Here is a 23818-nt window from a genome sequence, read left to right as displayed (position 1 = left end):
GGCTTGGCAAAAGGAGGTAGGTCGTCGATCTTTAGACCGCCATGATGCTCTGTCGCAAGCTCGCATTCCTGCTGCTGCTTTTGTTGCCCGCCGCCATGTCCGCCACCATGCCGGCCGGCGCGCAGACGGCGCAGGCCCAAGCCCCGCAATGCCGCATCCCCGCGCAGATCGAGGTGCAGGCCTGCTCGCGGCCGGATCAGTCGCGCGAATTGCCGCGCGGGCGGCCCGGCGATTTCGACCATTATATCCTCAGCCTGAGCTGGTCGCCGGCCTTCTGCGCCACCAAAGCAGGCGAGCGCAGCCCGGTGCAATGCCGCGACAACCAGTTTGGCTGGGTGGTGCATGGCCTGTGGCCGGAATACCGGCATAAGCGCGATGGCGGCTCGTGGCCGCAATACTGCGCGGCGGTGCAGCCCGTGCCGGCCGAGGTGCTGCGCCGGACCATGTGCACCATGCCGGATGCGCGCCTGATGCAGTGCCAGTGGCTCAAGCATGGCAGCTGCAGCGATTTCACCGATCCGGCGGCCTATTTCGCCATCATCTCCCGGCTGCGTCAGCGGCTGGTCCTGCCCGAACCGGCGCCGCGCCAGGCGGCGAAAGATTACGCCGCGGTGCTGGCGGCGGCCAATGCGGATAAAGGCCTGACGGTGCAGAGCCTGCGGGCGCTGGCCCAGGATGGGGTGATCCGCGAGGTGCATGTCTGCATCAGCCGGGATTTCAGCCAGTTCATCCCGTGCAAGCAGCCAAGATATTGAATATGAATAGAAATTTATAATAGAATTGGAAATTGATAAACACAACCAAGCCCGCTAGTGTTGCCTGAGAATGCTAGGCTAAACACCCAGGGGTCGCGTGGTCGGTCAGACGGCAGAAAAAGGCAGAGTGCGGCGAGAAGCCCTGCGCCTGCTGGCTCAGGTAGAGCGCCAGGGCCTCGATATCACCGACACCTATCGCCACGGCGATGCCTTTTCCGACCGTTTCGGCGATTTCAAACGCTTCATCGACAAGGTCGATCATTTCCACGTCTTCGTCGACCTGGTCGAGGAGCGTCTGCCGCAATTCGAGCCGGCCAAGCGCGACGCGCTGGCCCGGCATCTGGCAGAAATCCGCTGGCGCATCATCGTGGTCGAGGTGGACAGCACCCAAGTTTTCCTGGTGCGCATCGGCGAAAGCGGCAAACCCTGGCCGCTGGGCAGCCGCGAATTCCTGCAGCGCCGGCTGCACCGGCTGGACGAATTCCTCGAATATTACGACCGCCATGGCCAGGAATACGGCCTGATTCCGCTGGGCAGCGCGATGCTGCATGCGGTGGAAGACCTGCTGAAGGCCCAGATCGAACGCGCGCCGGGGTTGGAGGATTTCAGCTATGGCGTTTCGGCAGAGGCCGAACCACCACCGCCACAACTGCGCGCCCGCCCGGCGCCGCGAAACAAACGCTCTCGCCGGCAGCCTCCACCGCCGCCCGCCGCGCCGCCGCCGCGCCTGCGCGTGCGCGAGATGGCCGGCCGTTTCTATGTCGAGCGCGACGGCATCGTGGCCGTGACCGAGGCCTGCCGCACGGCGAATATGAGCATGGACCAGCTGGCGACCAAAATCGGCGTCAGCCGTGCCTCGCTGGTGCTGATGCTGAACGGCAACGATCCGATCAGCCGCGGGCCGCTGGACATGCTGCGTAATTTCATCACCCAGAACGGCGGCATCGCTGCCTGAAGCGGCAGGTTATCGTTTGAACACCCTAAGCGGAAAATAACCACCGCAAGCCTGCTCGCATGTCTAATTTCAGTTCCGGACTTTCATAGCCGTTCCGGAGCCCGCCGTGCAGACGACCCAGAAGAAAACCGACACCCGCGCCGCCGCCCTTGCGCTGGTCGCGCAGGTCGAACGCCAGGCGCAGGAAATCGCCAAGGCCTTTGCCAGCGCCGGCATGTCGGACCGTTTTGGCGATTTCCGCAATCTGCTGGAGAAGCTGGACCAGTTCCAGGTTTTCATCGATCTGGTCGAATCGCGCCTGGGCGATTTTGAACCGGAGAAGCAGGAAGCGCAGGCAAAGAACCTCGCGCAGGTGCGCTGGGGCGTGTTGCAGCTCGAGACGGAAGCCACACGCGCGTTTTTGGCGCGCATGGCCGACAGCGGCAAACCCTGGCCGCTGGGCAGCAAGCCGGTGCTGTCCCGCCGGCTGGCGCGGCTGGACGAGATCCGCGATTTCCATGGCAACAATGCCGCGCGCTTTGAGCTCGCCCCGCTCGATGCGGCACGGCTGCAGGATCTGAGCAATGCGCTGAAAGAACAGGTCGGCCATAGTTTGGGCCTCGACGATTTCACCCGGCCGACCGGGCTGGCGCTGGACGATTTCAGTGCTGCCCCGCCGGCGCCGCCGAAAATGGCGATCCAGCGCCCGGCCGCGCGCCCTGCGCCGGTCCGCGCGGCCAGTCCTGCCGCCAGCAAACATGCAGCCGGCCATGTCGCGCCGGCCCTGCCCAAGGGCAGCCTGCATGTGCGCGAGGAGGACGGCAATTTCTATCTCGACAATAACGGACTGAGCGTGGTGAGCGAGGCCTGCAAGACGGCGCAGATCACCATCGACGATCTGGCCGGCAGGCTGGAGATCAGCCGGCCTGCTTTGGTGCTGATGCTGAACGGGCGCGATCCCATCGCGGCGCCGGCGCTGCATCGCCTGCGCAGTTTCGTGTCGCGTCATGGCGGCGGGATCGCATAACCGCCACCAACGGGCGCGTTTAGAACTCGACGTCGAGCTCGTCGAGCTCTTCCGGCTCGGCCTTGGCTGCATCCACCCAGTCGCGCATCACCGGCCAGGCCATGATGGTCTGGCAATAGGCGCGGCATTCGGGATCCAGCTTCACGTCGTAGGTGAGGAAGCGGGTGCAGACCGGCGCGTACATCGCATCGGCCAGGCAGGGTTTGGCGCCGAACAGCCACGGCCCGCCATAGGCGGTGAAGCAATCGCGCCAGATGGTGATCACGCGCTCGATATCGGCCTGGGCGCCGGCCCAGATCTTGAAGCCCGGATAATGCGCCTTCAGGTTCATCGGCAGAGCCGAGCGCAGATTGTAGAAACCCGAATGCATCTCGCCGGCAATGGCGCGGCAATGGGCGCGCTGCACCTGGTCGGCGGGCATCAGCCCGGCCTGGGGCGCGATCTCGTGCAGGTATTCGGCGATCGCCAGCGTGTCCCAGACCGAGACCTCGCCATGGGTGAGGCGCGGCACCAGAAAGCTGGGCGAGAGCAGCAGCAATTCGGCCCGGGTGGAGGGGTCGTCGCTGGAGAGCAGCTTTTCCTCGAAATCCAGCCCGGCCATGCGGCAGAGCAGCCAGCCGCGCAGCGACCAGGAGGAATAGTTCTTGCTGCTGATGGTGAGTGTAGCCCTGGACATTCCCGTTCCCCCCGGCGGCGGCTGGCACGGGCTTCGCCGAAAGTCCAGCCTGTGCGGTGCATACATATATCTCGCATTGCAGCAAAAACTGCATTAGCTTTTTTTGCAACCGGCCTGCCATGGGGGGAGCGCCGGAATTTCGCGTCGGGTCGATGCCCGGCCGATCGGACTGCATGACCAAGGCTGACCCCAGCGCGATGCTTTACCTGGCCTACCAGACCCAGGCCGACCTGATGGCGCCCCTGCGCCGCATGGCCGAACAGGCCCTGCCGGGCCTGCAGCACGCGGCCGGGCATAACCCGCTGCTGCGCGGCATGGCGGCCGCCACCGAGATGTTGGCCCGCGCCGGCCTGAGCCACGGCCGCCCGCCCTATGGCATCACGAACGTCACCGTGGGCAACCGCGACGTGGCGGTGACCGAAGAACCGGCGCATGTCACGCCCTTCGGCACCCTGCTGCATTTCAAGAAGGACATCGCCGCCGAGCAGCCGCGTGTGCTGGTCGTGGCGCCCTTGTCGGGCCATTTCGCCACATTGCTGCGCGACACGGTGGCCACATTGCTGCCCGACCACGACGTTTACATTACCGACTGGCACAATGCCCGCGACGTGCCGCTGGATGCCGGCCGCTTCGGCTTCGAGGACTATGTCGACCACCTGATCGAATTCCTGACCGTGATCGGCCCCGGCGGCCATATCGTGGCGGTGTGCCAGCCCTGCGTGCAGGCGCTGACCGCCGTGGCCGTGATGGCCGAACAGGGCCACAAGGCGCAGCCGCGTTCGATGACGCTGATGGCCGGGCCGATCGACACGCGCATCAACCCCACCAAGGTGAACGACCTGGCGATGGAGAACCCCATCGACTGGTTCGAGAGCAAGCTGATCTCGACCGTGCCGCATGGCCTGCCCGGCGCCGGCCGCCGCGTCTATCCCGGCTTCGTGCAGCTCACGGCCTTCATGAGCATGAACATGGACCGCCATGTGAAGGCCCATGTCGAGCTGTTCCAGCATCTGTGGCAGGGCGATTTCGAGCAGGCGGCCAAGACCAAGGATTTCTACGACGAGTATTTCGCCGTGCTCGACCTGACGGCGGAATTCTATCTCGAGACCGTGCAATGGGTGTTCCAGGAACACCGCCTGGCGAAAGGCGAACTCACCTATCGCGGCAAGCCCGTCAATCCCGGTCTGATCAAGCGCACGGCTTTGCTCACCGTGGAAGGCGAGCGCGACGACATCTGCGCCATCGGCCAGACCATGGCGGCGCATGACCTGTGCACGGGCCTGCGGCCCTATCGCAAGCGCCACCACATGCAGGCCGGCGTGGGCCATTACGGCGTGTTCAGCGGCAAACGCTGGAACAACCAGATCTACCCGATCCTGCGCAATACCATCCTGGCCAGCGAATAAGCGGCCTGCCGGCGGCCCGGATCGGCGTAAGTGGCTGATCCGGTTTGGCCAGCCTCGGCCTGCGCGCGCCCAGGCCCGGCCAATTGGCGGCAGACGGCCGGCCAGACCTCGCCAATTATCGACAATTATCGACAATAATCGCCAACGATTGCCAATCATCGCCAATTGTCGCCAGAACCGGCGGCGTGCAGCGGATTCACGATGGGCAAGAGCGGCCCATTCGATGTGAAGCGGCGGCCGGTGATATCAAGGCCGGCCTGGGAAAAGAATAAAGTGTGGCCCAAAAGCAGCGGCCAAAGGCATCTGAAAAAACCCGCGCCGGCATTTCCGATTCTCAACCTCCCGCTCAGGCGGCAAAGGGTGCATAGCTGGAGCCGATAAAGACACCCGCTCCGCCGAGGCCCCATGCTGCTGGCCGCCAATCCGGTGCTGGAGGCCGCGCAGATGTTCTGGCGCGCCCTGCCCAAGCCGGTCAACATCCCCGATATCCGCCTGCTGGACGCGGCCACGATCCCGCGCATCATCCTGCCGCATATCATCATCGCCGAGGTGAATCGCGGCAGTTTCGATCTCGGCCGCTTCCGCCTCTGCGGCCACGAGATCGCGCGCTGGTTCCGCGAGATGCCCGAGGGCATGGACGCCGCCACCTTCGCCGGCCTCGCCGATCCCGGCTATGTGACATACATGCGCGACCTGCTGGCCGAGGTGATCCAGTGGCGCAAGCCGGTCTATTGCAAAAGCGTCTACACCCTGCCGCCACTGGAACCCGGCGAGACCGACAACGTGATCACCGCCGAACGCCTGGTGCTGCCGCTGGCCGACGGCGCCACGGCGGTGGAATGCACCATCATCGTCGAGACGCTCACGGCCCGCGACAGCCGCGCCGGCCCGTTGCGCCTGCTGCCGCCCGAACCCGGCGTGACGGTGAAACACGGGCCGTTCGAGATGGCGGCGTGAGGATTTCCGCCGCGCGCTTCTATCGGGGTTTCGCCCTAACGTTCAGGCGAAGGGCAGCCTGAAATTCCACAGGCCGCTCCAGATCACGAACAGCATCAGGCCGGCGCCGATGGCAAAGGCACCGAAAACGCCCGGCAGGTCCAGCCGGCCGCTGCGCATGGCCAGCACGCCCGCCCAGATCGCGACGGGGTAATAGAGCAGCGATGCCGATACCAGGCCGGGCGAATAGCTGTCGGCATAGACCGTGCTGACGACATGGAAGATGAAATTCCAGAACAGGTTGCCGCTCGCCCAGCTCAGGAAGACGAAGGCGGCCAGGGCTGACCGGCTGCGGCAGGCCCAGAGCGACAGCGACAGCAGGATCGCCATGAACAGGCCGTTGTTGAGCCAGAAGCCATGGTTGTCCATGTCGGCATGCATGTGCCGGCTCATCCACTCGGGGAAGCCGGCAAAGAACTCCTCGGGGATGTGCACGGCATAGGCCAGCGGCAGGGCCCAGAGGAACCGCTCGAAGCGCATCAGGTTCGGATGGCGCGCGACGCCGGATATGGCGCTAGACATGGCACTGGGCACGGCAGCGGTCATGGGGCGGACCTTCACGTCTGGCGGGAAACGGGCATGTCCTGCGAGGGGGATTTGGTGGAGCCGAGGGGAATCGAACCCCTGACCTCCTCATTGCGAACGAGGCGCTCTCCCATCTGAGCTACGGCCCCAAGCCGGTGCGCCGGCCGAAGGATAGAAAGGGACCTCGCAAGGGTCCCGGCCGGGCGGCTAGCAAGTAGCAAACGGGCCGGGCTTTGTCCACACCTTAAACCCCCGAAATCGTGGGCCCGTAAGGCTGTTGGCCGGCTTCCGGCTGCCGCCGGCCACCGGCGGGTCTTTCCGCCGTTTTTGTAATGGCGCCCGCTATTTGCCTTATCTTTCGGGTCCGGCGGGCGGCCCGCTCGGTTGCGTTTCCGCCCGCCTGCCGGTATCACTCCCCGGTGTCGTTCCGATGACCATGGCCGATCATGGTCTCGCCGCCCCCGGAGGGTTACGTGCAGTCGCTGATCATCCTGATCGATATGGTGCTGAACCTCTACATGTGGGTGCTGATCGCCTCGGCCATCCTGAGCTGGCTGGTCGCCTTCAACGTGATCAACACACGCAACCGCGTGGTCTATGCCATCGGCGACTTCCTCTACCGCATCACCGAGCCGGCCCTGCGCCCGATCCGGCGCCTGCTGCCCAACCTGGGCGGCATCGACCTGTCGCCGGTGGTGCTGATCCTGCTGCTGATCTTCATCCGCAACCTGCTGTGGGAATACCTGGCCTGACGGCTGCCGCATCCGCGGCCCGGCCCTGGAAACGCCAGGCCGACGGCCTGCGCCTGTTCGTGCGCCTCACGCCCAAGGGCGGCCGCGATGCCATCGAGGGTGTGAAACCCACCGCCGACGGCGGCGCCGAACTGGCCGCGCGTGTCACCGCCGTGCCGGAAGACGGCAAGGCCAATGCCGCTTTGCTGAAGCTGCTGGCGAAAAGCCTGAAGCTGCCGGGGCGGGATTTTGAAATCGTCGCCGGCGCCACCGACCGGCACAAGCAGATCCATATATCGGGCGATCCGGCCGCGCTGGAAACGGCACTGTCCGGCTGGCTCGCCGCATCGAACACGAGGTGATTTCATGACGACGATCCTGGACGGCAAGGCGGTGGCGGCGGATCTGCGCCAGAACGTGGCCGCGAAAGTGCAGCGCTTTCAGGCCAAGGCCGGCCGCCTGCCGGGCCTCACCGTGGTGCTGGTGGGCAACGACCCGGCCAGTGAGGTCTATGTGCGCAACAAGGGCGTGCAGACGCGCGAGGCCGGCATGCTCTCCGATGAAATCAAGCTGCCCGAAAGCACCAGCCAGCGCGACCTGCTGAACGTGGTGGCGCGGCTGAATGCCGATCCCGCCGTGGATGGCATCCTGGTGCAGATGCCGCTGCCGAAACAGATCGACACCCAGGCGATCATCGAGGCGATCGACCCGATGAAGGATGTCGACGGCCTGCATCCGGTGAATGCCGGCAAGCTGGCCCAGGGCATGGAGGCGCTGACGCCCTGCACGCCGCTGGGCTGCATGATCCTGCTGGAAAAGGCCGGCGTCGAGGTGGCCGGCGCCAACGCGCTGGTGATCGGGCGTTCGATCCTGGTGGGCCGGCCGGTCGCCGGGCTGCTGCTGGCCGGCAATGCCACGGTGACGATTGCCCATTCGCGCTCGCGCGACCTGCCGGCGCTGTGCAAGCATGCCGATATCGTCATCGCCGCCGTGGGCCGGCCCGAGATGGTGCGCGGCGAATGGATCAAGCGCGGTGCCGCCGTGATCGATGTGGGCATCAACCGCGTACCGAAAGACGACGGCAAGACCAAGCTGATCGGCGATGTGCATTACGCCTCGGCCGTCGAGGTCGCCGGCGTGATCACGCCGGTGCCGGGCGGCGTCGGCCCGATGACGATTGCCTGTCTGCTGCAGAACACGCTGACGGCCGCCTGCTATCGCGAGAAGATCGACCCGAAGACGCTGTAGAAAGAGACGCTTCAGACTAAGACGTGGATGCCCGGGTCGAGCCCGGGCATGACGCTTCATTTACAGGACGTCATGGCCGGACCCAGAAAAGCGCCTTCCTGGCCGGCCATCCACGATTTTCCTTATTCTGCTTTAAAACGCCGACTGATCTCCCATGGCGCACTAGACCAAGGTCGGACCTGCCGCAGCGTCAGCCTGCCGCCACGTCACGGCTTCCCATTCGCCTGAATCCTCCTAATCTGGGGCCATGGCGAAACGCCTGCCGCCCCTGCTGGCCCTCGAGGCCTTCGACGCCGCCGCCCGGCATTTGAGCTTCAAGGCGGCCGCCACTGAGCTCAACCTCACGCCATCGGCGATCAGCCATCGCGTGAAGCAGATCGAGCAGCATCTGGGCCTCAGCCTGTTCCGCCGGCTCAACCGCGAGATCCGCCTCACCGAGGCCGGGCAGGATTATTTCAGCACGGTGCGCAAAGCCTTCGACCAGGTGGCGCAGGCCTCGCTGCGCGTGGGCCAGACGCCCCATGCCGAAGACCTGCGGCTGTCGGCGGTGCCCAATGTGGCGGCCACCTGGATCATTCCCAACCTGGCCGAATTCCTGGAAAGCCGGCCCGGCCTGCGGCTGTTCGTCGAATCTTCGCCGCGCCATGCCGATTTTGCGCGCGACGCCATCGACGCCGCCGTGCGCTTCGGCCATGGCCGCTGGCCGGGGCTCAGCGCCGTGAAGCTCACCGACCTGGCCACCACGGTGGTCTGCGCGCCGAAGCTGGCGGCGAAGCTGAAATCCCCGCGCGACCTGCGCGGCCAGACGCTGATTCACCTCTCGACTTTCGCCGATGCCTGGCCACGCTGGCTGCGCGCTGCCGGCGTCGAGGGTGTGACGGCGGGCCGCGAGGTCTGGGTCGACAGCGTGGTGCAGATGCTGGACGCGGCCGAGCAGGGTCTGGGCGTCGCGCTGGCCGTGGTGCCGCTGATCGCGCCGAAGCTGGCCGACAAACGGCTGGTGATGCCGTTTCCCGTGGTGGTGCCGGCCGACCAGGGCTACTGGTTCGTCTGCCGCCGCGCCGATGCCGAACGGCCGTCGCTGGCCGCGCTGCGCGACTGGCTGGTGGAGCTGATGCGGCGGGCCAATACGCAGATGGCGCCGTTTTTGCCCGCCAGCGGCGGGAACGGCAAAAAGCCGCAAACCGGAAAACGTCGCGCGCCCCGGCGTCAGGTGAAATGATTTCATCCGAAGCGCAACGCTTTGCATTTGTCCGCGCCGCATCCGCGCTTCTATAGATCACGACATGAGCGATATTCCTCCGTCTTCCGAATCCGTCACCCTTGCCGCCGCCGATGGCCAGCGGCTTTCGGCGCGGCTGTTTGCGCCGGCCTCGGCCGCGGCTTTCAACGGCCTGACCCTGCAGATCAACGGCGCCACCGGCGTGCCGCGCGGCTATTACGATGCCTTCGCCGGCTTCATGGCGCAGCGCGGCTTCGCCGTGCTGAATTTCGACTATCGCGGCATCAGCGGCTCGCGCGAGACCACGCCCGGCGCCCCGCCGCCGCGCATGCTGGACTGGGCGCGCCAGGATATCCCCGCCGCCGCCGCCTTCCTGCGCGGCCGTTTCCCCGAGGCGCGGGCCTGCATGATCGGCCATTCCTTCGGCGGCCAGGCGCTGGGCCTGCTGCCCTATGCCGAAGACATCGCCGCCGTGGTCACCATCGGCGCGCAGCAGGGCTACTGGCGTAACTGGCCGGCCAAGCAGCAGGTGCGGCTGGCCGCGATCTGGTATGTCGCCATGCCGCTGACCGTGGCCCTGCGCGGCCATGTGCCCGGCCGCATGCTGGGCGGCGAGCCGCTGCCGCGCGGCGTGGCGCTGGACTGGGCGCGCTGGTGCCGCACGCCGCATTACATGTCCGACGATCATGGCAAGCCGCTGCAGACGCTGAACCGCCGCCTGCGCGCGCCCATGCGCATGATCAGTTTCGCCGACGACGTGGATTTCGGCCCGAAGCGCGGCGTGGACCTGCTGGCCCAGACCTATGCCGGCGCGCGGATCGAGCGCCAGCATATCGCGCCGGGCGACTGGGGCCTGCCACGTATCGGCCATTTCGGCTTCTTCAAGCGCGAGATGCCGCAGGAGCGCTGGGCCGATATGGCCGAGTGGCTGTACAATGCCGCCTATCGCAGACACGATTCCCGGGCGGCCTGACATGATCATCGATGCCTGGGCCCAGCATCCGACCCTGCGGCTGATGCAGGACCCGATCTTCGACTCGCTGCGGCGCTGGACCAGAGGCCAGATGCCCGCGGGCGAGGTGCCGGTGGCGGCCACCGTCGCCGCCATGGACCAGGCCGGCATCGCCAAAAGCCTGATCTGCGCCTGGGCCGCACCGCGCAACGACATGATCTCGAACGACGAAGTGGCGGCTTTCGTGGCGCAGGCGCCCGACCGGCTGGTGGGCGTGGGTTCGGTGGATATTTCCAAGCCCATGGCAGCCATGCGCGAGGTGCGCCGCTGCGTGCAGGATCTCGGCTTCAAGGCGATCCGCGTGCTGCCCTGGCTGTGGGAAGTGCCGCCCACCGACCGGCGCTTCTATCCCGTCTATGCCGCCTGCTGCGAGCTGGACGTGCCCTTCTGCACCCAGATCGGCCATACCGGCCCGCTGATGCCGTCGGAAGTCGGCCGGCCGATCTATCTCGACCAGGTGGCGATCGATTTCCCCGAACTCACCATCGTCGGCGGCCATATCGGCTATCCCTGGACCGACGAGGCCATCGCCGTCGCCACCAAGCACGAGCGCGTCCATATCGACACCTCGGCCTACACAGTGGAGCGTTATCCCGCCGCGCTGGTCGACTACATGAAGGGCCATGGCCGCAAAAAAAGTGCTGTTCGGCAGCAACTACCCGATGATCATGCCGCACAAGGCGCTGGAGGCGCTGAATACGCTCGGCCTCGATGCCGAGGCGAAGGCGCTGTTCCTCGCCGGCAACGCGCAGCGTGTCTACCGGATCTGAACGCGCGGACTTACGTCGCACGTAATTGCCCGGCCGGAATCGGCACCTCTAGTTTCACCCGCATGCATAAGCCACCCCTCCGGATTCTGTCCGTCCCGATCCCGGTTCCCGATGGCCAGCTGCTGGCCGGCACATTGATTGAGCCGGTCCAGCCCAATGGCGTGAGCGTGCAGGTCAACGCCGCCACCGGCGTGTCGCGCCGCTATTACGAACGTTTCGCCGCCTTTCTCGGCGGCCGCGGCTTCACCGTGCTTACCTTCGACTATCGCGGCATCGGCGATTCGCCGCACACGCCCGGCGCGCCTGTGCCGCGCATGCTCGACTGGGGCCGGCGCGACATCCCGGCGGCGGCCGATATCCTGGCCGCGCGCGCGCCCGGCCAGCGCCGCGCCATGGTCTGCCATTCCTTCGGCGGCCAGATGCTGGGCCTGATGCCGCAGGCGGGCGATATCGACGCCGTGCTGGCGATTGCCTCGCAGCATGGCTATTGGCGCAACTGGTCGCGCCGGCATCAGCTGCGCCTGTGGTTGTCATGGTATGTCGCTTTCCCGACGGTGGTCGGCCTGATCGGCCGCATCCCCGGCTGGTGGCTGGGCGGTCAGCCCTTGCCCGCCGCCATTGCGCGTGACTGGCGGCGCTGGTGCTGCTCGCCGCATTACCTGGTCGACGATGCCGGCGCGCCGCTGCGGCCCCATAACGACGCCGTGCGCGCCCGCATGCGCATGATCAGCTTCGCCGACGACCACGATTTCGGGCCGAAGAAAGGCGTCGACAAGCTGATGGGCTATTACCCGAATGCCGGCATCGAACGGCTGCATGTGGCGCCGCGTGACTGGGGCCTGCAGCGCATCGGCCATTTCGGTTTCTTCAGGCGCGACATGCCGGCGCGCATCTGGGGCGAACAGGCCGACTGGCTGCTGCAGGCAGCGACGGCGTCGGTCAACGCCAGCGGGGCGCCGAATCTTAAGGCAGGATGATCAGACTAGGTGATCAGGGCCGCGTGATGACGGGCGGCACCGTGCTGCCGTCCCAGCCGCCGCCCAGCGCCTTGTAGAGGTCGACGCTGGCGGTGAAGCGGCTCAGGCCCGCCTGCACCATGGAATCGTTGGCCGAGAACACCGAGCGCTGGGCATCCAGCAGGTCGAGGAAACCCACCGTACCGGCACGATAACGCGCCTCGACGATGCGGTAGGCGTCGTTGGCCTGTTCGAAGGCTTCCGACGCGAATCCGTATTGCCGGCCGGTATTCACCGTGGCGCCGAGCGCGTCTTCCGTGTCGCGGAAGGCCGACAGGATGGCGCCGCGATAGCTTTCCACCAGTTCCTGGCTTTGCGCGCGCGCCAGTTCCTCCTGGCCTTCCAGCCGGCCGCCCTGGAAGATCGGCGCGGTAAGCGAGGCGGCGATGGAATAGATCATCGTGTTGGGTTCGAACAAGGCTGCGGTCGTGCCGCTCTGGGAGCCGGCCCGCGCGGTGAGGTCGAGGCTGGGGAAACGCGCGGCGCGGGCGGCGCCGATATCGAAATTGGCGGCGCGCAGGTCGCTTTCCGCCTTGCGCAGGTCGGGCCGGCGCAGCAGCAGTTCCGATGGCAGGCCGGCGGCGACCGGCGGCAGGCTGAGATTGGCCAGCGTGCGGCCTTCGACGCGGAAGCCCTGCGGGTTGCGGCCGAGCAAAACAGCCAGCGCATCCAGCGCCTGGCGTTCGCTCTGCTCAAGTGCGGCCACCGTGGCGCGCTGGGTGGCGACGCTGCTGCGCTGCTGCGCCACTTCGTAATCGGTGGTCACGCCCAGCCGGCGCTGGCTTTCCAGCAGCGCAAGCACGCCCTCGGCGATGCGCAAAGTCTCGTTGGCCAGGCGGATGCGGTCGCGGAGCGACAGCAGCTGGAAATAGCCGGTGGCGATATCGGCATAGAGCGTGATCGCCACGGTCTCGCGGTCGAACCGACTGGATTCCAGCCGCGTCAGCGCGGCATCGGCAGTGGCCGAATTGGCGCCAAAGAGATCGACCTGGTAACCGGCCGTGAGGTTGCCGGCGAAGCTGTTGCGGATCACCGCATCCGAGCGCGAGCTGCTGGTCGTCGTCGTGGTGCTGCTGGTGCCGCGGCCGGTGCGGCTGCGGGTGGCCGAGCCATCGCTGCCCAGAGTGGGATACAGCGCGGCGCCGGAAATCTTGGCCTGGGCCTCGGCCTGGCGGATGCGGGCGACGGCGGCGCGCAGGTCGGTGTTGCTGGCCTGTGCTTCCGCGATCAGGGCGTTCAGCTCGGCGCTGCCGAAGCTGTGCCACCATTGCGTATCGGGCCACTGGCCGGTGCCATCCTGCCGGCTGTCCCAGGCCTGCGGCGTTTCGACGGTGGGTTTGAAATAGTCCGGCACCATCGAGCAGGCGCCGAGCGACAGGGCAAGGACGGCAGCGGCCGTCAGACGGAAGGCAGGCATGGGTCGGTTATTCCGCGGAAAGGGCGACGACAGGGTCGAGATCGGCGGCCTTGCGCGCCGGCAGATAGCCGAACAGCAGGCCGGTGGCGAAGGCGCAGGAAAAGGCGAGCAGCACGGGTTCGGGCGAAAACACCACCGGCCGGCCAAACCAGGCGAACAGCCAGGTGGTGCCCAGGCCCACGGCCACGCCGATCAGGCCGCCCAGCGTGCAGATCGCCAGCGCCTCGGAATTGAACTGCAGCATGATGTTCAGCCGCCGCGCGCCAGTGGCCATGCGCACGCCGATCTCGCGCGTGCGTTCGGTGACGCTGACCAGCATGATGTTCATCACGCCGATGCCGCCGACGAGGAGCGCGATGGCGGCAATCGAACCGAGCAGGATGGTGAGCGTGTTCTGGGTGGCCATGGCGGTTTCGATGATCGAGGCCATGTTGCGGATCTGGAAATCCTCCGCGCGATGGCGCGCCATCAGAAGCTGGCGGATTTCCTCCTGCGTGTCATCGATCCTGGTCACGTCCTCGACCTGGACTGTGATGGTCTTCACATAGCGCTGGCCGAACAAGCGCAGCATGCCGGTGGTGAGCGGCACGTAGATCACGTCGTCCTGGTCGGCGCCCCAGGGCGTGGCGCCCTTGGAGGTCATGATGCCGACGACCTGGAAGGGAATACTGTTGAGCAGCACGTATTGGCCGATGGGATTGCCGCCCGGGAACAGGTTGTTCGCCACCGTCTGGCCGATCACCGCCACAGGCACATAGGCGCGCACATCCTCGGCCGAGAAGAACACGCCATCGGCCACCGGCCAGTCGCGCGCCTTCGGGAAATCGGCCACAGTGGAATTGACCTGTGTGACGGCGTCTCGGTCGCGGAACCGTGCCGTGACATTGCCGGTATATTCCGGCACCACGGCGGCGATATTGGATATCTCCGCGCGGATGGCATCGGCATCCTCGGCCACCAGGGTGGCGGTAATGCCGTCGCTGCGCCGGATGTTGGGCGCGCCAGGCCGCACCAGCAGCAGGTTGGTGCCCATGGCGGTGATGCGGTCGAGCACCGACTGCTTGGCACCGTCGCCGATGGCCAGCATCGCCACCACGGAAGCCACGCCGATGATGATGCCCAGCAGGGTGAGCAATGTGCGCAGCAGGTTGCCGCGCAAAGCCTGCAGGGCCATGCGACCGGCTTCCAGCAGGTCGAATGGCGTGAAGCTTGTCCTGGCGCGATGCTGCGGGCGTTTCGGAGCGGCCTGCGCCGTCGTGACGCTGCCGGTGACGCTGCCGGTGACGCGGTCGGAGACGATATTGCCGTCCTTGAGTTCGACGATGCGGTTGGCCTGCGCTGCCACTTCCGGGTCGTGGGTGATCAGCAGCACGGTATGGCCCTGGGCGTTCAGGTCGCGCAGGAGCTGCATCACCTCGGCGCCACTTTTGCTGTCCAGCGCGCCGGTCGGCTCGTCGGCCAGGATGACGGCGCCGCCATTCATCAGAGCGCGTGCAATCGAGACGCGCTGCTGCTGGCCACCGGAAAGCTGCGTCGGGCGGTGGTCCATGCGGTCGGACAGGCCCAGCCGGTTCAGCAGTTCGGCGGCGCGCGCCGCCCGTTCGCCGCGCGACAATCCGGCATAGATCGCCGGCATCTCGACATTGCCGGCGGCAGTTTCGCCGGGCAGCAGGTTGTATTGCTGGAAGATGAAGCCGAAAGCCTCGCGGCGCAGCAGGGCGCGCCGGTCGGCATCGAGCGCCGCGACCTCGTTACCGTCCAGGGTGTAGGAGCCACTGGTTGGCCGGTCGAGCAGGCCGATCAGGTTCATCAGCGTCGACTTGCCCGAACCCGATGCACCCATGATGGCTACGAATTCGCCGGCATGGATGTCCAGCGAGATGCCATGCAGCACCTCGACGGCCAGCGTGCCGCGATAGAAGGTCTTGCGGATATCGCGCAGGCGGATCACCGGCATGCGGGTTTGCAGATCGGCGGTCTGGGACGCAGTAGTCTGGGGTGCAGTGGTCTGGGGCGCGGCCATCACGTTCATGGCATGCCTGCTTACAGCCGCGGCGGCGGGCCGCCGGCGCGCGCGGCCGCGGCATTGCGCGATCCGGCCGGCGGCGCATCCAGCACGATCTCCTCGCCGGCCTTCAGGCCGCTGGCGATGGCGGCATGTACGCGGTTGCTGGCCGCCACCTCCACGATGCGGCGCATCGGCTGGCCGTTTTCCATCACGCGCAGGGCGAAACGTGTTTTATCGTTGGGCAGCGGGCGCAGGGCCGCCACCGGCACGACGGGCAGGTTCTCGGCTTTCGCCACCACGAAAAAGACCTGCGCGCTCATCTGGGTCAGCAGATCATGCTCGGGGTTGGGCACGTCGAACAGGGCAGAGTAGAGCACCACGTTGTTGACGGTTTCCGGCGTGGGCAGGATCTGTCGCAGTGTGCCGGCGCGTCTCTTGTCGGGCTGGCCCAGGGTGGTGAACCAGGCCGGCATGCCGATGGCCAGCTTGGGCACGTCGGCTTCGGAGACCTGGGTCTTCACCGTCATGGTGTCGAGGTCGGCCACGCGCAGGATGGTCGGTGCCGACTGGTTGGCGTTCAGCGTCTGGCCCTGCTTGGCGCTGATATCCACCACCGTGCCGGTCATCGGCGCGTAAATCTTGGTATAGCCCAGATTGGCCTGATCCGATTTCAGCGTGGATTCGCCCTGCTGGATCTGCGCGTCGAGCACCGCGATCTGCGCCAGCAGCGAGCGGCGGTTGGCCTCGGCGCTGTCGTAGCTGTCCTGGCTGGTGGCGCGTTCGGCCAGCAGGCGGCGCTGACGCTCGAACTGGCGCTCGGCCAGGCCGAGTTGCACCTGCTTGTCGGCGCGCTGCGCCTTCAGGGCCAGCAGGTTGGCCTGGTCGGCGGCGACGCGGGCCTCGTAGACGGTGGGATCGATCTGCGCCAGCAGGTCGCCCTGCTGCACGCGCTGGCCGTAATCCACGTAGATGGTCCTGAGCTGGCCCGAAACCTGGGTGCCGACATCGACGTAATTCAACGGCTGCAAGGTGCCGACGGCTGCCACCGTGTCCTCCACGCTGCCCAACGCCACGGTCTGGGTGCGGAAGGCGGGCTGGGTGTCGGCGCGGGCGGACCAGTACCACCAGGCGCCGCCGGCCAGCAGCAGGACGAGGGCGGCGGAAGACAGGATCAGGACAGGACGTTTCATGGGAGGCACAGGAAATGGGTAAAACCGACACGATATCCACGCGCCAGAAACCGTAATCCTGCGCAACCCGGCTGACGGGCGAGAGGCCGAAGGGGTCTGGGGCGTGAGAAATCCTACAGGAGCCCGGAGAATTATAGTAGTGAGAATTAGTTGCAATATGGCTCCCGGTAATGTTATGTCGCCAGCCGAGCCGGCCACCCATCTGGGACAGGCCGAGCCAAGAGAAATGACCAAGCCAGCCAATTACCCGGCGACCAGCCGGGCCAGCCAGCCAGGTTCCCACGTCTTCCGCTTCCCTGGGGGTGAACCATGGCTGATTCCGTTTTTCCGCAACCCACGCTTCCTCTGCAGCCCACTGTCGGGCGCCTGCGCCTGGGCCGCGTCTCGCCGCATGTGCTGGGCGCCGCTTCCGCGGTCGCACTGAGCGCCGCCGGCCTGCCGGCCGCTGCCCAGACCACCGCGCCGCCAGCCCAGTTGCCGGCCATCTCGGTCGAAGGCCAGAAGCCTGCCGAGGGGTACAAGGTCGATGAATCGGCCTCGCCGAAATTCACGGCGCCGCTGCTCGACACGCCCAAATCGGTCACCATCATTCCGCAGGAACTGATCCAGGAGCGTGGCGCCACCTCGATGAGCGAAGTGCTGCGTACCACGCCAGGCATCAGCCTCGGCGCCGGCGAGGGCGGCACCGCCATTGGCGACCGCGCCTTCATCCGCGGTTTCGATGCGCTCAGCAGCACCTATGTCGATGGCATCCGCGACACCGGCTCGCAGTCGCGCGACCCCTTCAACCTCGAACAGGTCGAAATCACCAAGGGCACCAATGGCACCTTCGTCGGTCGCGGCTCGACCGGCGGCACGCTCAATCTGGTGAGCAAGACTGCAAAGGCGGAAGATTTCAACGCCGGCAGCGCCACGCTTGGCACCGACATGACCAAACGGCTCACCGTCGATATCAACCGGGTGATCGACGGCAATATCGGCCTGCGCCTCAATGCCATGGCGCATGATGCCGAGGTGGCCGGCCGCGACGAAGTCGAGGTCACCAAATACGGCTTCGCGCCGACGATCACCTTCGGCCTCAACAAGCCGACGCGTCTGACGCTCAGCTACTACCATTACCAGGTCGAGGATATGCCGGACTACGGCCATCCCTTCGATCCACGTACCGGCAAGCCGGTAAACGTCGACCGTGACAATTTCTACGGTCTGACCAGCCGCGATTTTCGCGAGACCTATTACGATGGCCTGACCGGCCGCATCGAACACGACCTGACCGATGCGATCACGCTGAGCAACACCACGCGCTACAGCTATGCCGAGAACAAGTATATCGTCACCAAACCGAATGTGAGCCTGGCGCAGGTTCAGTCGGGTACGATCTCGCGCGAGTCGCGCAGCCGCAACGCCGATACCGAAAGCATCATCAACCAGACCGACATGAAGGCCGAATTCGAAACCGGCGGCCTGAAGCATAATGCAATGGCCGGTATCGAGCTGGCCCGCGAAAACAACGCCAACCGCGGCTATACGCTGAATCCGGCAACCGTGACCGGCAGCAGCGGCAGCCTGTATGACCCCAATCCTTCCGATCCCTATACCGGTACGATCGGGCCATCCTCCAGCTATACTCACACCACAGTGGATACCCAGGCGATTTATCTGCTGGATACCATCGCGCTGGCGCCGCAATGGGATGTCAATCTCGGCCTGCGTTTCGACAATTACGAAACCAAATCCGTCGGTGTCGGAACCTCGGGCAGCTTCGATCTCGGCCGGCGCGACACTTTCCTGAACTATCAGACCGGCCTGGTCTACAAGCCGCTGCCGAATGGCAGTGTCTATGTGTCCTACAGCACATCGTCGAATCCCTCGGGCGGCGGCGCCGGCGAAGGCGGCGACGAGGGCAGCATCTCGGCCACCAACGACAGCCTGAAGCCGGAAGAGAATGTCACCTACGAAATCGGCACCAAGTGGGATCTTCTCGACAAGAAGCTGTCGCTGACTGCGGCGGTGTTCCGCACCGACAAGGAGAATGCCCGTGTCAGCGGCATCAACAACACGGCGGAGAACCTGCCGGTCGGCAAGCAGCGCGTCGACGGCTTTGAAGTCGGTGCCACCGGCAACCTGACCGAGCGCTGGAAGGTGTTCGGCGGCTATACCTACCTGCGGAGCGAATTGCTCGATGACGGCCCGAATGCCAGCAACGATGGCAATGAGTTCCCCTTCATCGCGCCGCATAACCTGAGCCTGTGGACGACCTATGACATCGCGCCGGACTGGACCATCGGCGGCGGCGCCATCTACACGGCCAAACGCTATGCCAACACGGCGAATACCTACACGCTGCCCGACTACTGGCGGTTCGATGCGATGGTCGCCTACCGGTTGACCGCCAGCGTCGATCTGCAGCTGAACGTGCAGAACCTGCTCGACGAAACCTATTACGACGCAACCCATGCCGGACAGTTCGCCATCGTGGCGCCGGGGCGGGTGGCGTTGCTGACCACCAACTTCAAGTTCTGAGTACCGCTTAAAAAAGCCGCGCAGGAGACGCGTGCCCCGCCCGTAATGCATCGGGCGGGGCGTTTCCGTTTCAGGTGCCGCAAGTTCGGAGTCGATGCCATGATGCTGCGCATACCCGGCGTACTGACCAAGCAGCAGGTGACGCAATGCCGCCACCTGATCGATGCCGCCGACTGGGTAGACGGCAACGTCACCGCCGGGCACCAGTCGGCGCTGGCCAAGAGGAACATGCAGCTGCCGGAGGGGTCGCCGGCGGCATTGCAGGCCGGCGACATGATCCTGAACGCGCTGGAACGCAGCCCGCTCTTCATTTCCGGTGCCCTGCCGCTCAAGGTGTTTCCGCCGCTGTTCAACCGCTATGGCGGCGGCGAATCCTTCGGCAACCATGTCGACAATGCGATCCGTCCGCTGGCCGGCAGCGATTTCCGCATCCGCACCGACCTGTCCTGCACGCTGTTCCTGGCGGAGCCAGAAGAATACGAGGGCGGCGAACTGGTGGTGGAGGATACCTATGGCGAGCACAGGGTAAAACTGCCGGCCGGCGACATGGTGCTTTATCCGTCCACCAGCCTGCACCGCGTGACCGAGGTGACGCGCGGCGCGCGCGTCGCCAGTTTCTTCTGGCTGCAAAGCATGGTGCGCGACGACGGCCAGCGCACGCTGCTGTTCCAACTCGACACCTCGATCCAGCAACTGACGGCGCGGCTTGGCAATGCCGATCCGCAGGTCGTGCAGCTCACTGCCATCTACCACAACCTGCTGCGGCGCTGGGCCGACAGCTAAGACGACACGAGGGTCCCGCTCCATGGCTGGCAAATCCAAACTGCAACGCCGCAGCCTACGGTACTGGCTGGAACAGGTTCATTTATGGACCGGCCTGATCCTGCTGCTGCCTTTGGTGATGATGGGCATCACCGGCAGCGTGCTGGTCTATGCCCATGATCTGGAGCATCTGTTCGGCCAGGGCGAGCCGCAGGTCACCACGCCCGGCGAATGGCGCAGTCCGACCGAGCTGATCGAAGCGGCGAAGGCTGCCAATAGCGAGCCGGGCCGGATTCCCATCGCCGTGCGCTGGCCGGCCGAACCGGGTGAGCCCGCTGCCGTGCGGCTGTCGCGCCCCGGCATGGCCGATGAACGGCCGGCGCTGCGCAATACCGAGCCGGCGCCGCCGGGCCAGGTACAGGCGGCGATCCCGCGGGTCAGCCCCTTTGCCGGCAGCCTGCAGATCCTGCTGGATCCGGTGACGGCGCAGCCGATTGAAACCCAGCAGGCCATGACTGGCTGGGTGCGTTTTTTCCATGACCTGCATGGTCACCTGTTCATCTCGGGTGGCCTGGGGCGAGAGCTGGTCGGATACCTCGGCATCGCCATGCTGGTGCTGGGCTGCACCGGGCTGGTGATCTGGTGGCCACGGAACGGGCAGTGGAAAGCCGCCTTCACCATCCGCAAGGGGGCGAAGGGCCTGCGGCTGCACCGCGATCTGCATGGCGCGGTGGGCATCTGGAGCCTGGTGCTGTTCATGCTGGTGAACTTCACCGGTGTCTATCTCGCCTTTCCGCAGCAGATCTCGGCGGCTGTGAACGCCGTCTTCCCGGGCCGCGACATGCGGGCGGCGATGTTTCAGGCCCGCGTCGAGCCGGTGCGCGGCGGCAGCCGCATAGGCCTGGCCGAGGGACTGGTCCTGGCGCAGGAGAGGGTTCCCGATGCACGCTTCCTGAATGCCTTCCTGCCGACCAGGCCGGATCAGGCCCTGCGCATCGGTCTGGTGCGCGGCACGCCGGAAGACGGCGCCCCCGGCATTACCGTGCTGATCGATCCCTGGCGCGGCCAGGTCATCGACGTGTTCGATCCGAAGACCTTTTCGGTGGGCGAGTCCATCATCGCCTGGCAGCGCGCGCTGCATTACGGCACCGGGCTGGGCGGGGTCTACAAATTCCTGGTCTTCGTCTCGGGCGTGATCATTCCGCTGTTTGCCATCACCGGCTTTTTCATGTGGTGGATCAAGCGCCGCAACCGGCGGGCGATGGAACTGGCCAAGCAGGAGGCCCTGCGGCAAGTGGCCGAGTAGAAGCGGCCTGTCACAAAATCCTCAGGCCGGCCGTCTTCGGGGTATCCACAGAAAAAAGGATACCCCCATGACGACCGCCTCCAGTTCGAATCCCGCGCCCGGCCCGGTCTGGCGCGGCCTCGCCGCCCTGCTGGCCGCCGGCCTGGTGCTGAACGGCCTGGTCATGCTGGTCGGGCCGGGCGGCTGGTATGCCGCCGTGCCGGGGGTGAGCGGCACCGGTCCGTTCAACGATCATTTCGTGCGCGATATCGGCGCGGCCTTCATCGCCGTTGGCCTGGGCGCCGGCTGGGCGGCCCGGCGCGGCGAACGCGGCGCGCTGCTGCCGGCGGCAGTATTCCTCGGCCTGCATGCAGGCATTCATCTGGTCGAGACGCTGGTGGCCGGGCATCCCCATGGCGCCGCGCTGGCCGTCGAAGTACTGGGCATCCATCTGCCGGCATTGCTGGCCATCGCGCTGGTCCTGCCGCGCCCGTCCACCGCCACATTGGCCAGGCTGGCCCCGGCAGCCATGATCGAGCAGCGCGTGGCAGCTTCGGAACAGCATCTCGGCGTGCGCCTGGACTACATGCGCGAGATCGGCCGCGTCGCCCCAGCCCTGCTGGCGAAATTCGGCACCATCGCGGGCCTGAGCCGGCAGGACGTGACGGCGCCGGCCGAGGCCCTGCATTTCGCCGCGCTGGGCGCCGTGCAGGTCGACGATTGCGGCGAATGCGTGCAGATCCATGTCAACCTGGCGCTGAAGGACGGCATCGCGCCGGCGCATCTGCAGGCCGCGCTCGATCACCGCCTTGCCGACCTGCCGCCGTTGCAGGCGCTGGCGTTGCGTTTCGGCCGTGCGGCGGCGGAAAACGATCCGGCGCTGGACACACTGGCCGAGCAGCTGCAGCGTCATCTCGGCCGCCGTGCCATGTTCGATCTTGCCTTCGCGCTGGGCCTGGCACGGTTTTATCCTGTCTTGAAGCGGGCTCTGGGCTATGCCAAGAGTTGCAGCCTGATCCGTCTCAAGGTGGCCTGACATGCCGAGCGCGCCGGCGACCGACGCCAAGACCGCGACCTTCGAGCAGCATCGCCGGCGGCTGTTCGGCCTGGCCTACCGCATGCTGGCCAGCGTGGGCGATGCCGAGGATGCCGTGCAGGACACTTTCCTGCGCTGGCATCGCAGCGATGCCGATGCGATCCAGAATCCGGAAGCCTGGCTGGTCACCGCCTGCACGCGGCTCTGCATCGACCGCCTGCGCGCCGCCAAGCTGGAGCGCGCGTCGTATCCCGGCGTATGGCTGCCGGAACCGCTGGTCGAGCTGGAAGTCAGCCTGCCCGATCCCACGCCGGGTGCCGATGCCGCCCATGAGCAGGCCGACGATCTTTCCATGGCGATGCTGCTGGTGCTGGAACGCCTCACGCCGGCCGAACGCGCGGCCTGGCTGCTGCGCGAGGCCTTCGACTACGACTATCCGCAGATCGCCACGGCGCTGCAGAAATCGGAAGCCGCCTGCCGCCAACTGGTCAGCCGCGCGCAGAAACATTTGAAAGATCAACGCCCGCGCTTCGCCGCCGATTCAGCCGAGGCCAAGCGGCTGGCCGAGCGCTTTGCGGCGGCCACGCGCGCGGGCGATGCGCGCATGTTCGCCGGCCTGCTGGCCGAGGATGCGATGATCTGGTCGGATGGCGGCGGCAAGGCGGCGGCGGCGCTGAACGTGATCCATGGCGCCGAGAAGGTGGTGCGCTTCTTTGTCGGCGTGCGCCGCAAGCAGCCCGATACGCTGCGCGGCATGGCGGTGCGCATCAACGGCCAGCCCGGCTGGCTGCTGTTCGATGGCGACAAGCCCTATCTGGCGATGGCGGTGGACATCGTGGATGGTGTGGTGCGCAACGTGTTCATCGTCCGCAACCCTGACAAGCTGGCGCGCCTGCCGGCCGTGGCGTGAGACGGGGCGTGAGGAGTCGTCAGGCTTCGATATCGACCTGGCGACCGATACGGCTGATGGTTTCGCGCAGGATGGCGGCGAAGGACCGGCTGCGGCGGCGCTTCTTCTTCGGCGGTTGCGGCCCTTCCAGCCGGCCCAGCGCACGCTGCCACAGCCGTTCTTCCATGTAGCGCTCGGTGGAACGCGGAATGCTGCGATAGGCACTGATGGCCTGGATTCGCGTGGTGGTCGGCATGGCGGGCTCCTGTCTTCTACAGAGGTGAAGACAGGGTAGCGGGCCCGCCCCGGTGCCGGTTGCGACCAGATCGGGGCGGGATGTGACAAAAACGGGACGACCAAAAGAAAAAGGCGGGCCGTTAAGCCCGCCTT

Annotated in this window: 23 protein-coding genes, 1 tRNA gene and 1 pseudogene; 18 read left to right on the top strand and 7 right to left on the bottom strand. The window is 66.2% G+C overall.

Going from position 1 to position 23818, the window contains the following annotated elements; genetic code table 11:
* Positions 1-41: 41 nt before the first annotated feature.
* The 3 genes from ACK4FJ_RS11360 (at position 42) to ACK4FJ_RS11350 (ending at position 2716) form a co-directional block, all read left to right on the top strand.
* Complete coding sequence (locus ACK4FJ_RS11360) at positions 42-755, top strand: ribonuclease T2 family protein (protein ID WP_409766464.1); 714 nt, start codon at positions 42-44, stop codon at positions 753-755.
* A 127-nt stretch (positions 756-882) separates the two neighbouring features.
* Positions 883-1710 (top strand): hypothetical protein, encoded by an 828-nt coding sequence (locus ACK4FJ_RS11355; RefSeq protein WP_409766462.1) that lies wholly within the window; start codon positions 883-885, stop codon positions 1708-1710.
* A 106-nt stretch (positions 1711-1816) separates the two neighbouring features.
* Positions 1817-2716 carry a hypothetical protein gene (locus tag ACK4FJ_RS11350; protein ID WP_409766460.1) on the top strand — a complete coding sequence of 300 codons (900 nt, stop codon included), beginning with the start codon at positions 1817-1819 and terminating at the stop codon, positions 2714-2716.
* 19 nt (positions 2717-2735) lie between these two features.
* Here ACK4FJ_RS11350 and ACK4FJ_RS11345 read toward each other — a convergent pair whose 3' ends face one another.
* Complete coding sequence (locus ACK4FJ_RS11345; protein ID WP_409766458.1) at positions 2736-3392, bottom strand: glutathione S-transferase family protein; 657 nt, start codon at positions 3390-3392, stop codon at positions 2736-2738.
* Positions 3393-3589: 197 nt separating this feature from the next.
* On the opposite strand from ACK4FJ_RS11345, the gene ACK4FJ_RS11340 reads away from it, so the two are divergent.
* Both ACK4FJ_RS11340 and ACK4FJ_RS11335 read left to right on the top strand, forming a co-directional pair.
* On the top strand, positions 3590-4798 hold the full coding sequence (locus ACK4FJ_RS11340) for a polyhydroxyalkanoate depolymerase (RefSeq protein WP_409766740.1): 1209 nt from the start codon (positions 3590-3592) through the stop codon (positions 4796-4798).
* A 405-nt stretch (positions 4799-5203) separates the two neighbouring features.
* Entirely contained in the window at positions 5204-5755 is a 552-nt protein-coding gene (locus ACK4FJ_RS11335; protein WP_409766456.1) for a hypothetical protein, read from the top strand.
* Positions 5756-5797: 42 nt separating this feature from the next.
* On the opposite strand, the gene ACK4FJ_RS11330 is transcribed toward ACK4FJ_RS11335, so the two are convergent.
* Both ACK4FJ_RS11330 and ACK4FJ_RS11325 read right to left on the bottom strand, forming a co-directional pair.
* On the bottom strand, positions 5798-6316 hold the full coding sequence (locus tag ACK4FJ_RS11330) for an HXXEE domain-containing protein (RefSeq protein WP_409766454.1): 519 nt from the start codon (positions 6314-6316) through the stop codon (positions 5798-5800).
* A gap of 76 nt (positions 6317-6392) precedes the next feature.
* Positions 6393-6468 (bottom strand) — tRNA-Ala (locus ACK4FJ_RS11325).
* Positions 6469-6819: 351 nt separating this feature from the next.
* Between ACK4FJ_RS11325 and ACK4FJ_RS11320 the strand changes: the two genes are divergently transcribed.
* The 8 genes and pseudogenes from ACK4FJ_RS11320 to ACK4FJ_RS11285 all read left to right on the top strand — a co-directional run bounded on the left by ACK4FJ_RS11320 (position 6820) and on the right by ACK4FJ_RS11285 (position 12279).
* On the top strand, positions 6820-7071 hold the full coding sequence (locus ACK4FJ_RS11320; RefSeq protein WP_409766738.1) for a YggT family protein: 252 nt from the start codon (positions 6820-6822) through the stop codon (positions 7069-7071).
* Positions 7053-7412 carry a DUF167 family protein gene (locus ACK4FJ_RS11315; RefSeq protein WP_409766452.1) on the top strand — a complete coding sequence of 120 codons (360 nt, stop codon included), beginning with the start codon at positions 7053-7055 and terminating at the stop codon, positions 7410-7412. Before ACK4FJ_RS11320 ends, ACK4FJ_RS11315 begins: the two co-directional genes overlap by 19 nt.
* 4 nt (positions 7413-7416) lie before the next feature.
* Entirely contained in the window at positions 7417-8298 is an 882-nt protein-coding gene (gene folD / locus ACK4FJ_RS11310; protein WP_409766450.1) for a bifunctional methylenetetrahydrofolate dehydrogenase/methenyltetrahydrofolate cyclohydrolase FolD, read from the top strand.
* 247 nt (positions 8299-8545) lie between these two features.
* The gene (gcvA, locus tag ACK4FJ_RS11305) at positions 8546-9520 is read left to right on the top strand and encodes a transcriptional regulator GcvA (RefSeq protein WP_409766448.1); all 975 of its coding nucleotides are present in this window, start codon (positions 8546-8548) and stop codon (positions 9518-9520) included.
* A 64-nt stretch (positions 9521-9584) separates the two neighbouring features.
* Positions 9585-10493: a serine aminopeptidase domain-containing protein gene (locus ACK4FJ_RS11300; protein WP_409766446.1), complete on the top strand. Its 909-nt coding sequence runs from the start codon at positions 9585-9587 to the stop codon at positions 10491-10493.
* Positions 10456-11124: pseudogene (locus tag ACK4FJ_RS11295) on the top strand (amidohydrolase family protein); the annotation flags it as partial. The gene ACK4FJ_RS11300 and the pseudogene ACK4FJ_RS11295, both read left to right, overlap by 38 nt.
* Positions 11125-11155: 31 nt before the next feature.
* Positions 11156-11302, top strand: a complete 147-nt coding sequence (locus ACK4FJ_RS11290; RefSeq protein WP_409766736.1) for an amidohydrolase family protein — start codon at positions 11156-11158, stop codon at positions 11300-11302.
* Positions 11303-11364: 62 nt separating this feature from the next.
* A complete protein-coding gene (locus ACK4FJ_RS11285; protein ID WP_409766734.1) occupies positions 11365-12279 on the top strand; it encodes an alpha/beta fold hydrolase in 915 nt (304 codons plus the stop codon).
* A gap of 13 nt (positions 12280-12292) precedes the next feature.
* Here ACK4FJ_RS11285 and ACK4FJ_RS11280 read toward each other — a convergent pair whose 3' ends face one another.
* The 3 genes from ACK4FJ_RS11280 to ACK4FJ_RS11270 are packed head-to-tail and all read right to left on the bottom strand — an operon-like array spanning position 12293 to position 16933.
* A complete protein-coding gene (locus tag ACK4FJ_RS11280) occupies positions 12293-13735 on the bottom strand; it encodes an efflux transporter outer membrane subunit (protein WP_409766444.1) in 1443 nt (480 codons plus the stop codon).
* Between the two features lie 7 nt (positions 13736-13742).
* Positions 13743-15758, bottom strand: coding sequence for a MacB family efflux pump subunit (locus ACK4FJ_RS11275; RefSeq protein ID WP_409766732.1), 2016 nt, complete (start codon positions 15756-15758; stop codon positions 13743-13745).
* A 20-nt stretch (positions 15759-15778) separates the two neighbouring features.
* Positions 15779-16933, bottom strand: a complete 1155-nt coding sequence (locus tag ACK4FJ_RS11270; protein WP_409766442.1) for an efflux RND transporter periplasmic adaptor subunit — start codon at positions 16931-16933, stop codon at positions 15779-15781.
* Between the two features lie 309 nt (positions 16934-17242).
* Here ACK4FJ_RS11270 and ACK4FJ_RS11265 point away from each other — a divergent pair, with 309 nt between their 5' ends.
* The 5 genes from ACK4FJ_RS11265 to ACK4FJ_RS11245 all read left to right on the top strand — a co-directional run bounded on the left by ACK4FJ_RS11265 (position 17243) and on the right by ACK4FJ_RS11245 (position 23449).
* Positions 17243-19456, top strand: a complete 2214-nt coding sequence (locus ACK4FJ_RS11265) for a TonB-dependent receptor (RefSeq protein ID WP_409766440.1) — start codon at positions 17243-17245, stop codon at positions 19454-19456.
* A 99-nt stretch (positions 19457-19555) separates the two neighbouring features.
* The gene (locus tag ACK4FJ_RS11260; protein ID WP_409766438.1) at positions 19556-20239 is read left to right on the top strand and encodes a Fe2+-dependent dioxygenase; all 684 of its coding nucleotides are present in this window, start codon (positions 19556-19558) and stop codon (positions 20237-20239) included.
* 22 nt (positions 20240-20261) lie between these two features.
* Positions 20262-21524, top strand: coding sequence for a PepSY-associated TM helix domain-containing protein (locus ACK4FJ_RS11255; protein WP_409766436.1), 1263 nt, complete (start codon positions 20262-20264; stop codon positions 21522-21524).
* 67 nt (positions 21525-21591) lie between these two features.
* Positions 21592-22539, top strand: coding sequence for a hypothetical protein (locus ACK4FJ_RS11250; RefSeq protein WP_409766434.1), 948 nt, complete (start codon positions 21592-21594; stop codon positions 22537-22539).
* Position 22540: 1 nt separating this feature from the next.
* Positions 22541-23449 (top strand): RNA polymerase sigma-70 factor, encoded by a 909-nt coding sequence (locus ACK4FJ_RS11245; RefSeq protein WP_409766432.1) that lies wholly within the window; start codon positions 22541-22543, stop codon positions 23447-23449.
* Between the two features lie 19 nt (positions 23450-23468).
* Here ACK4FJ_RS11245 and ACK4FJ_RS11240 read toward each other — a convergent pair whose 3' ends face one another.
* Positions 23469-23684, bottom strand: a complete 216-nt coding sequence (locus ACK4FJ_RS11240) for a hypothetical protein (RefSeq protein WP_409766430.1) — start codon at positions 23682-23684, stop codon at positions 23469-23471.
* Between the last annotated feature and the right edge of the window lie 134 nt (positions 23685-23818).

This window comes from Ferrovibrio sp., from assembly GCF_046297595.1.
Taxonomy (GTDB): domain Bacteria; phylum Pseudomonadota; class Alphaproteobacteria; order Ferrovibrionales; family Ferrovibrionaceae; genus Ferrovibrio.
Note: the sequence above shows the minus strand (reverse complement) of the source record. Positions and strands in the feature narration are given on the sequence as shown.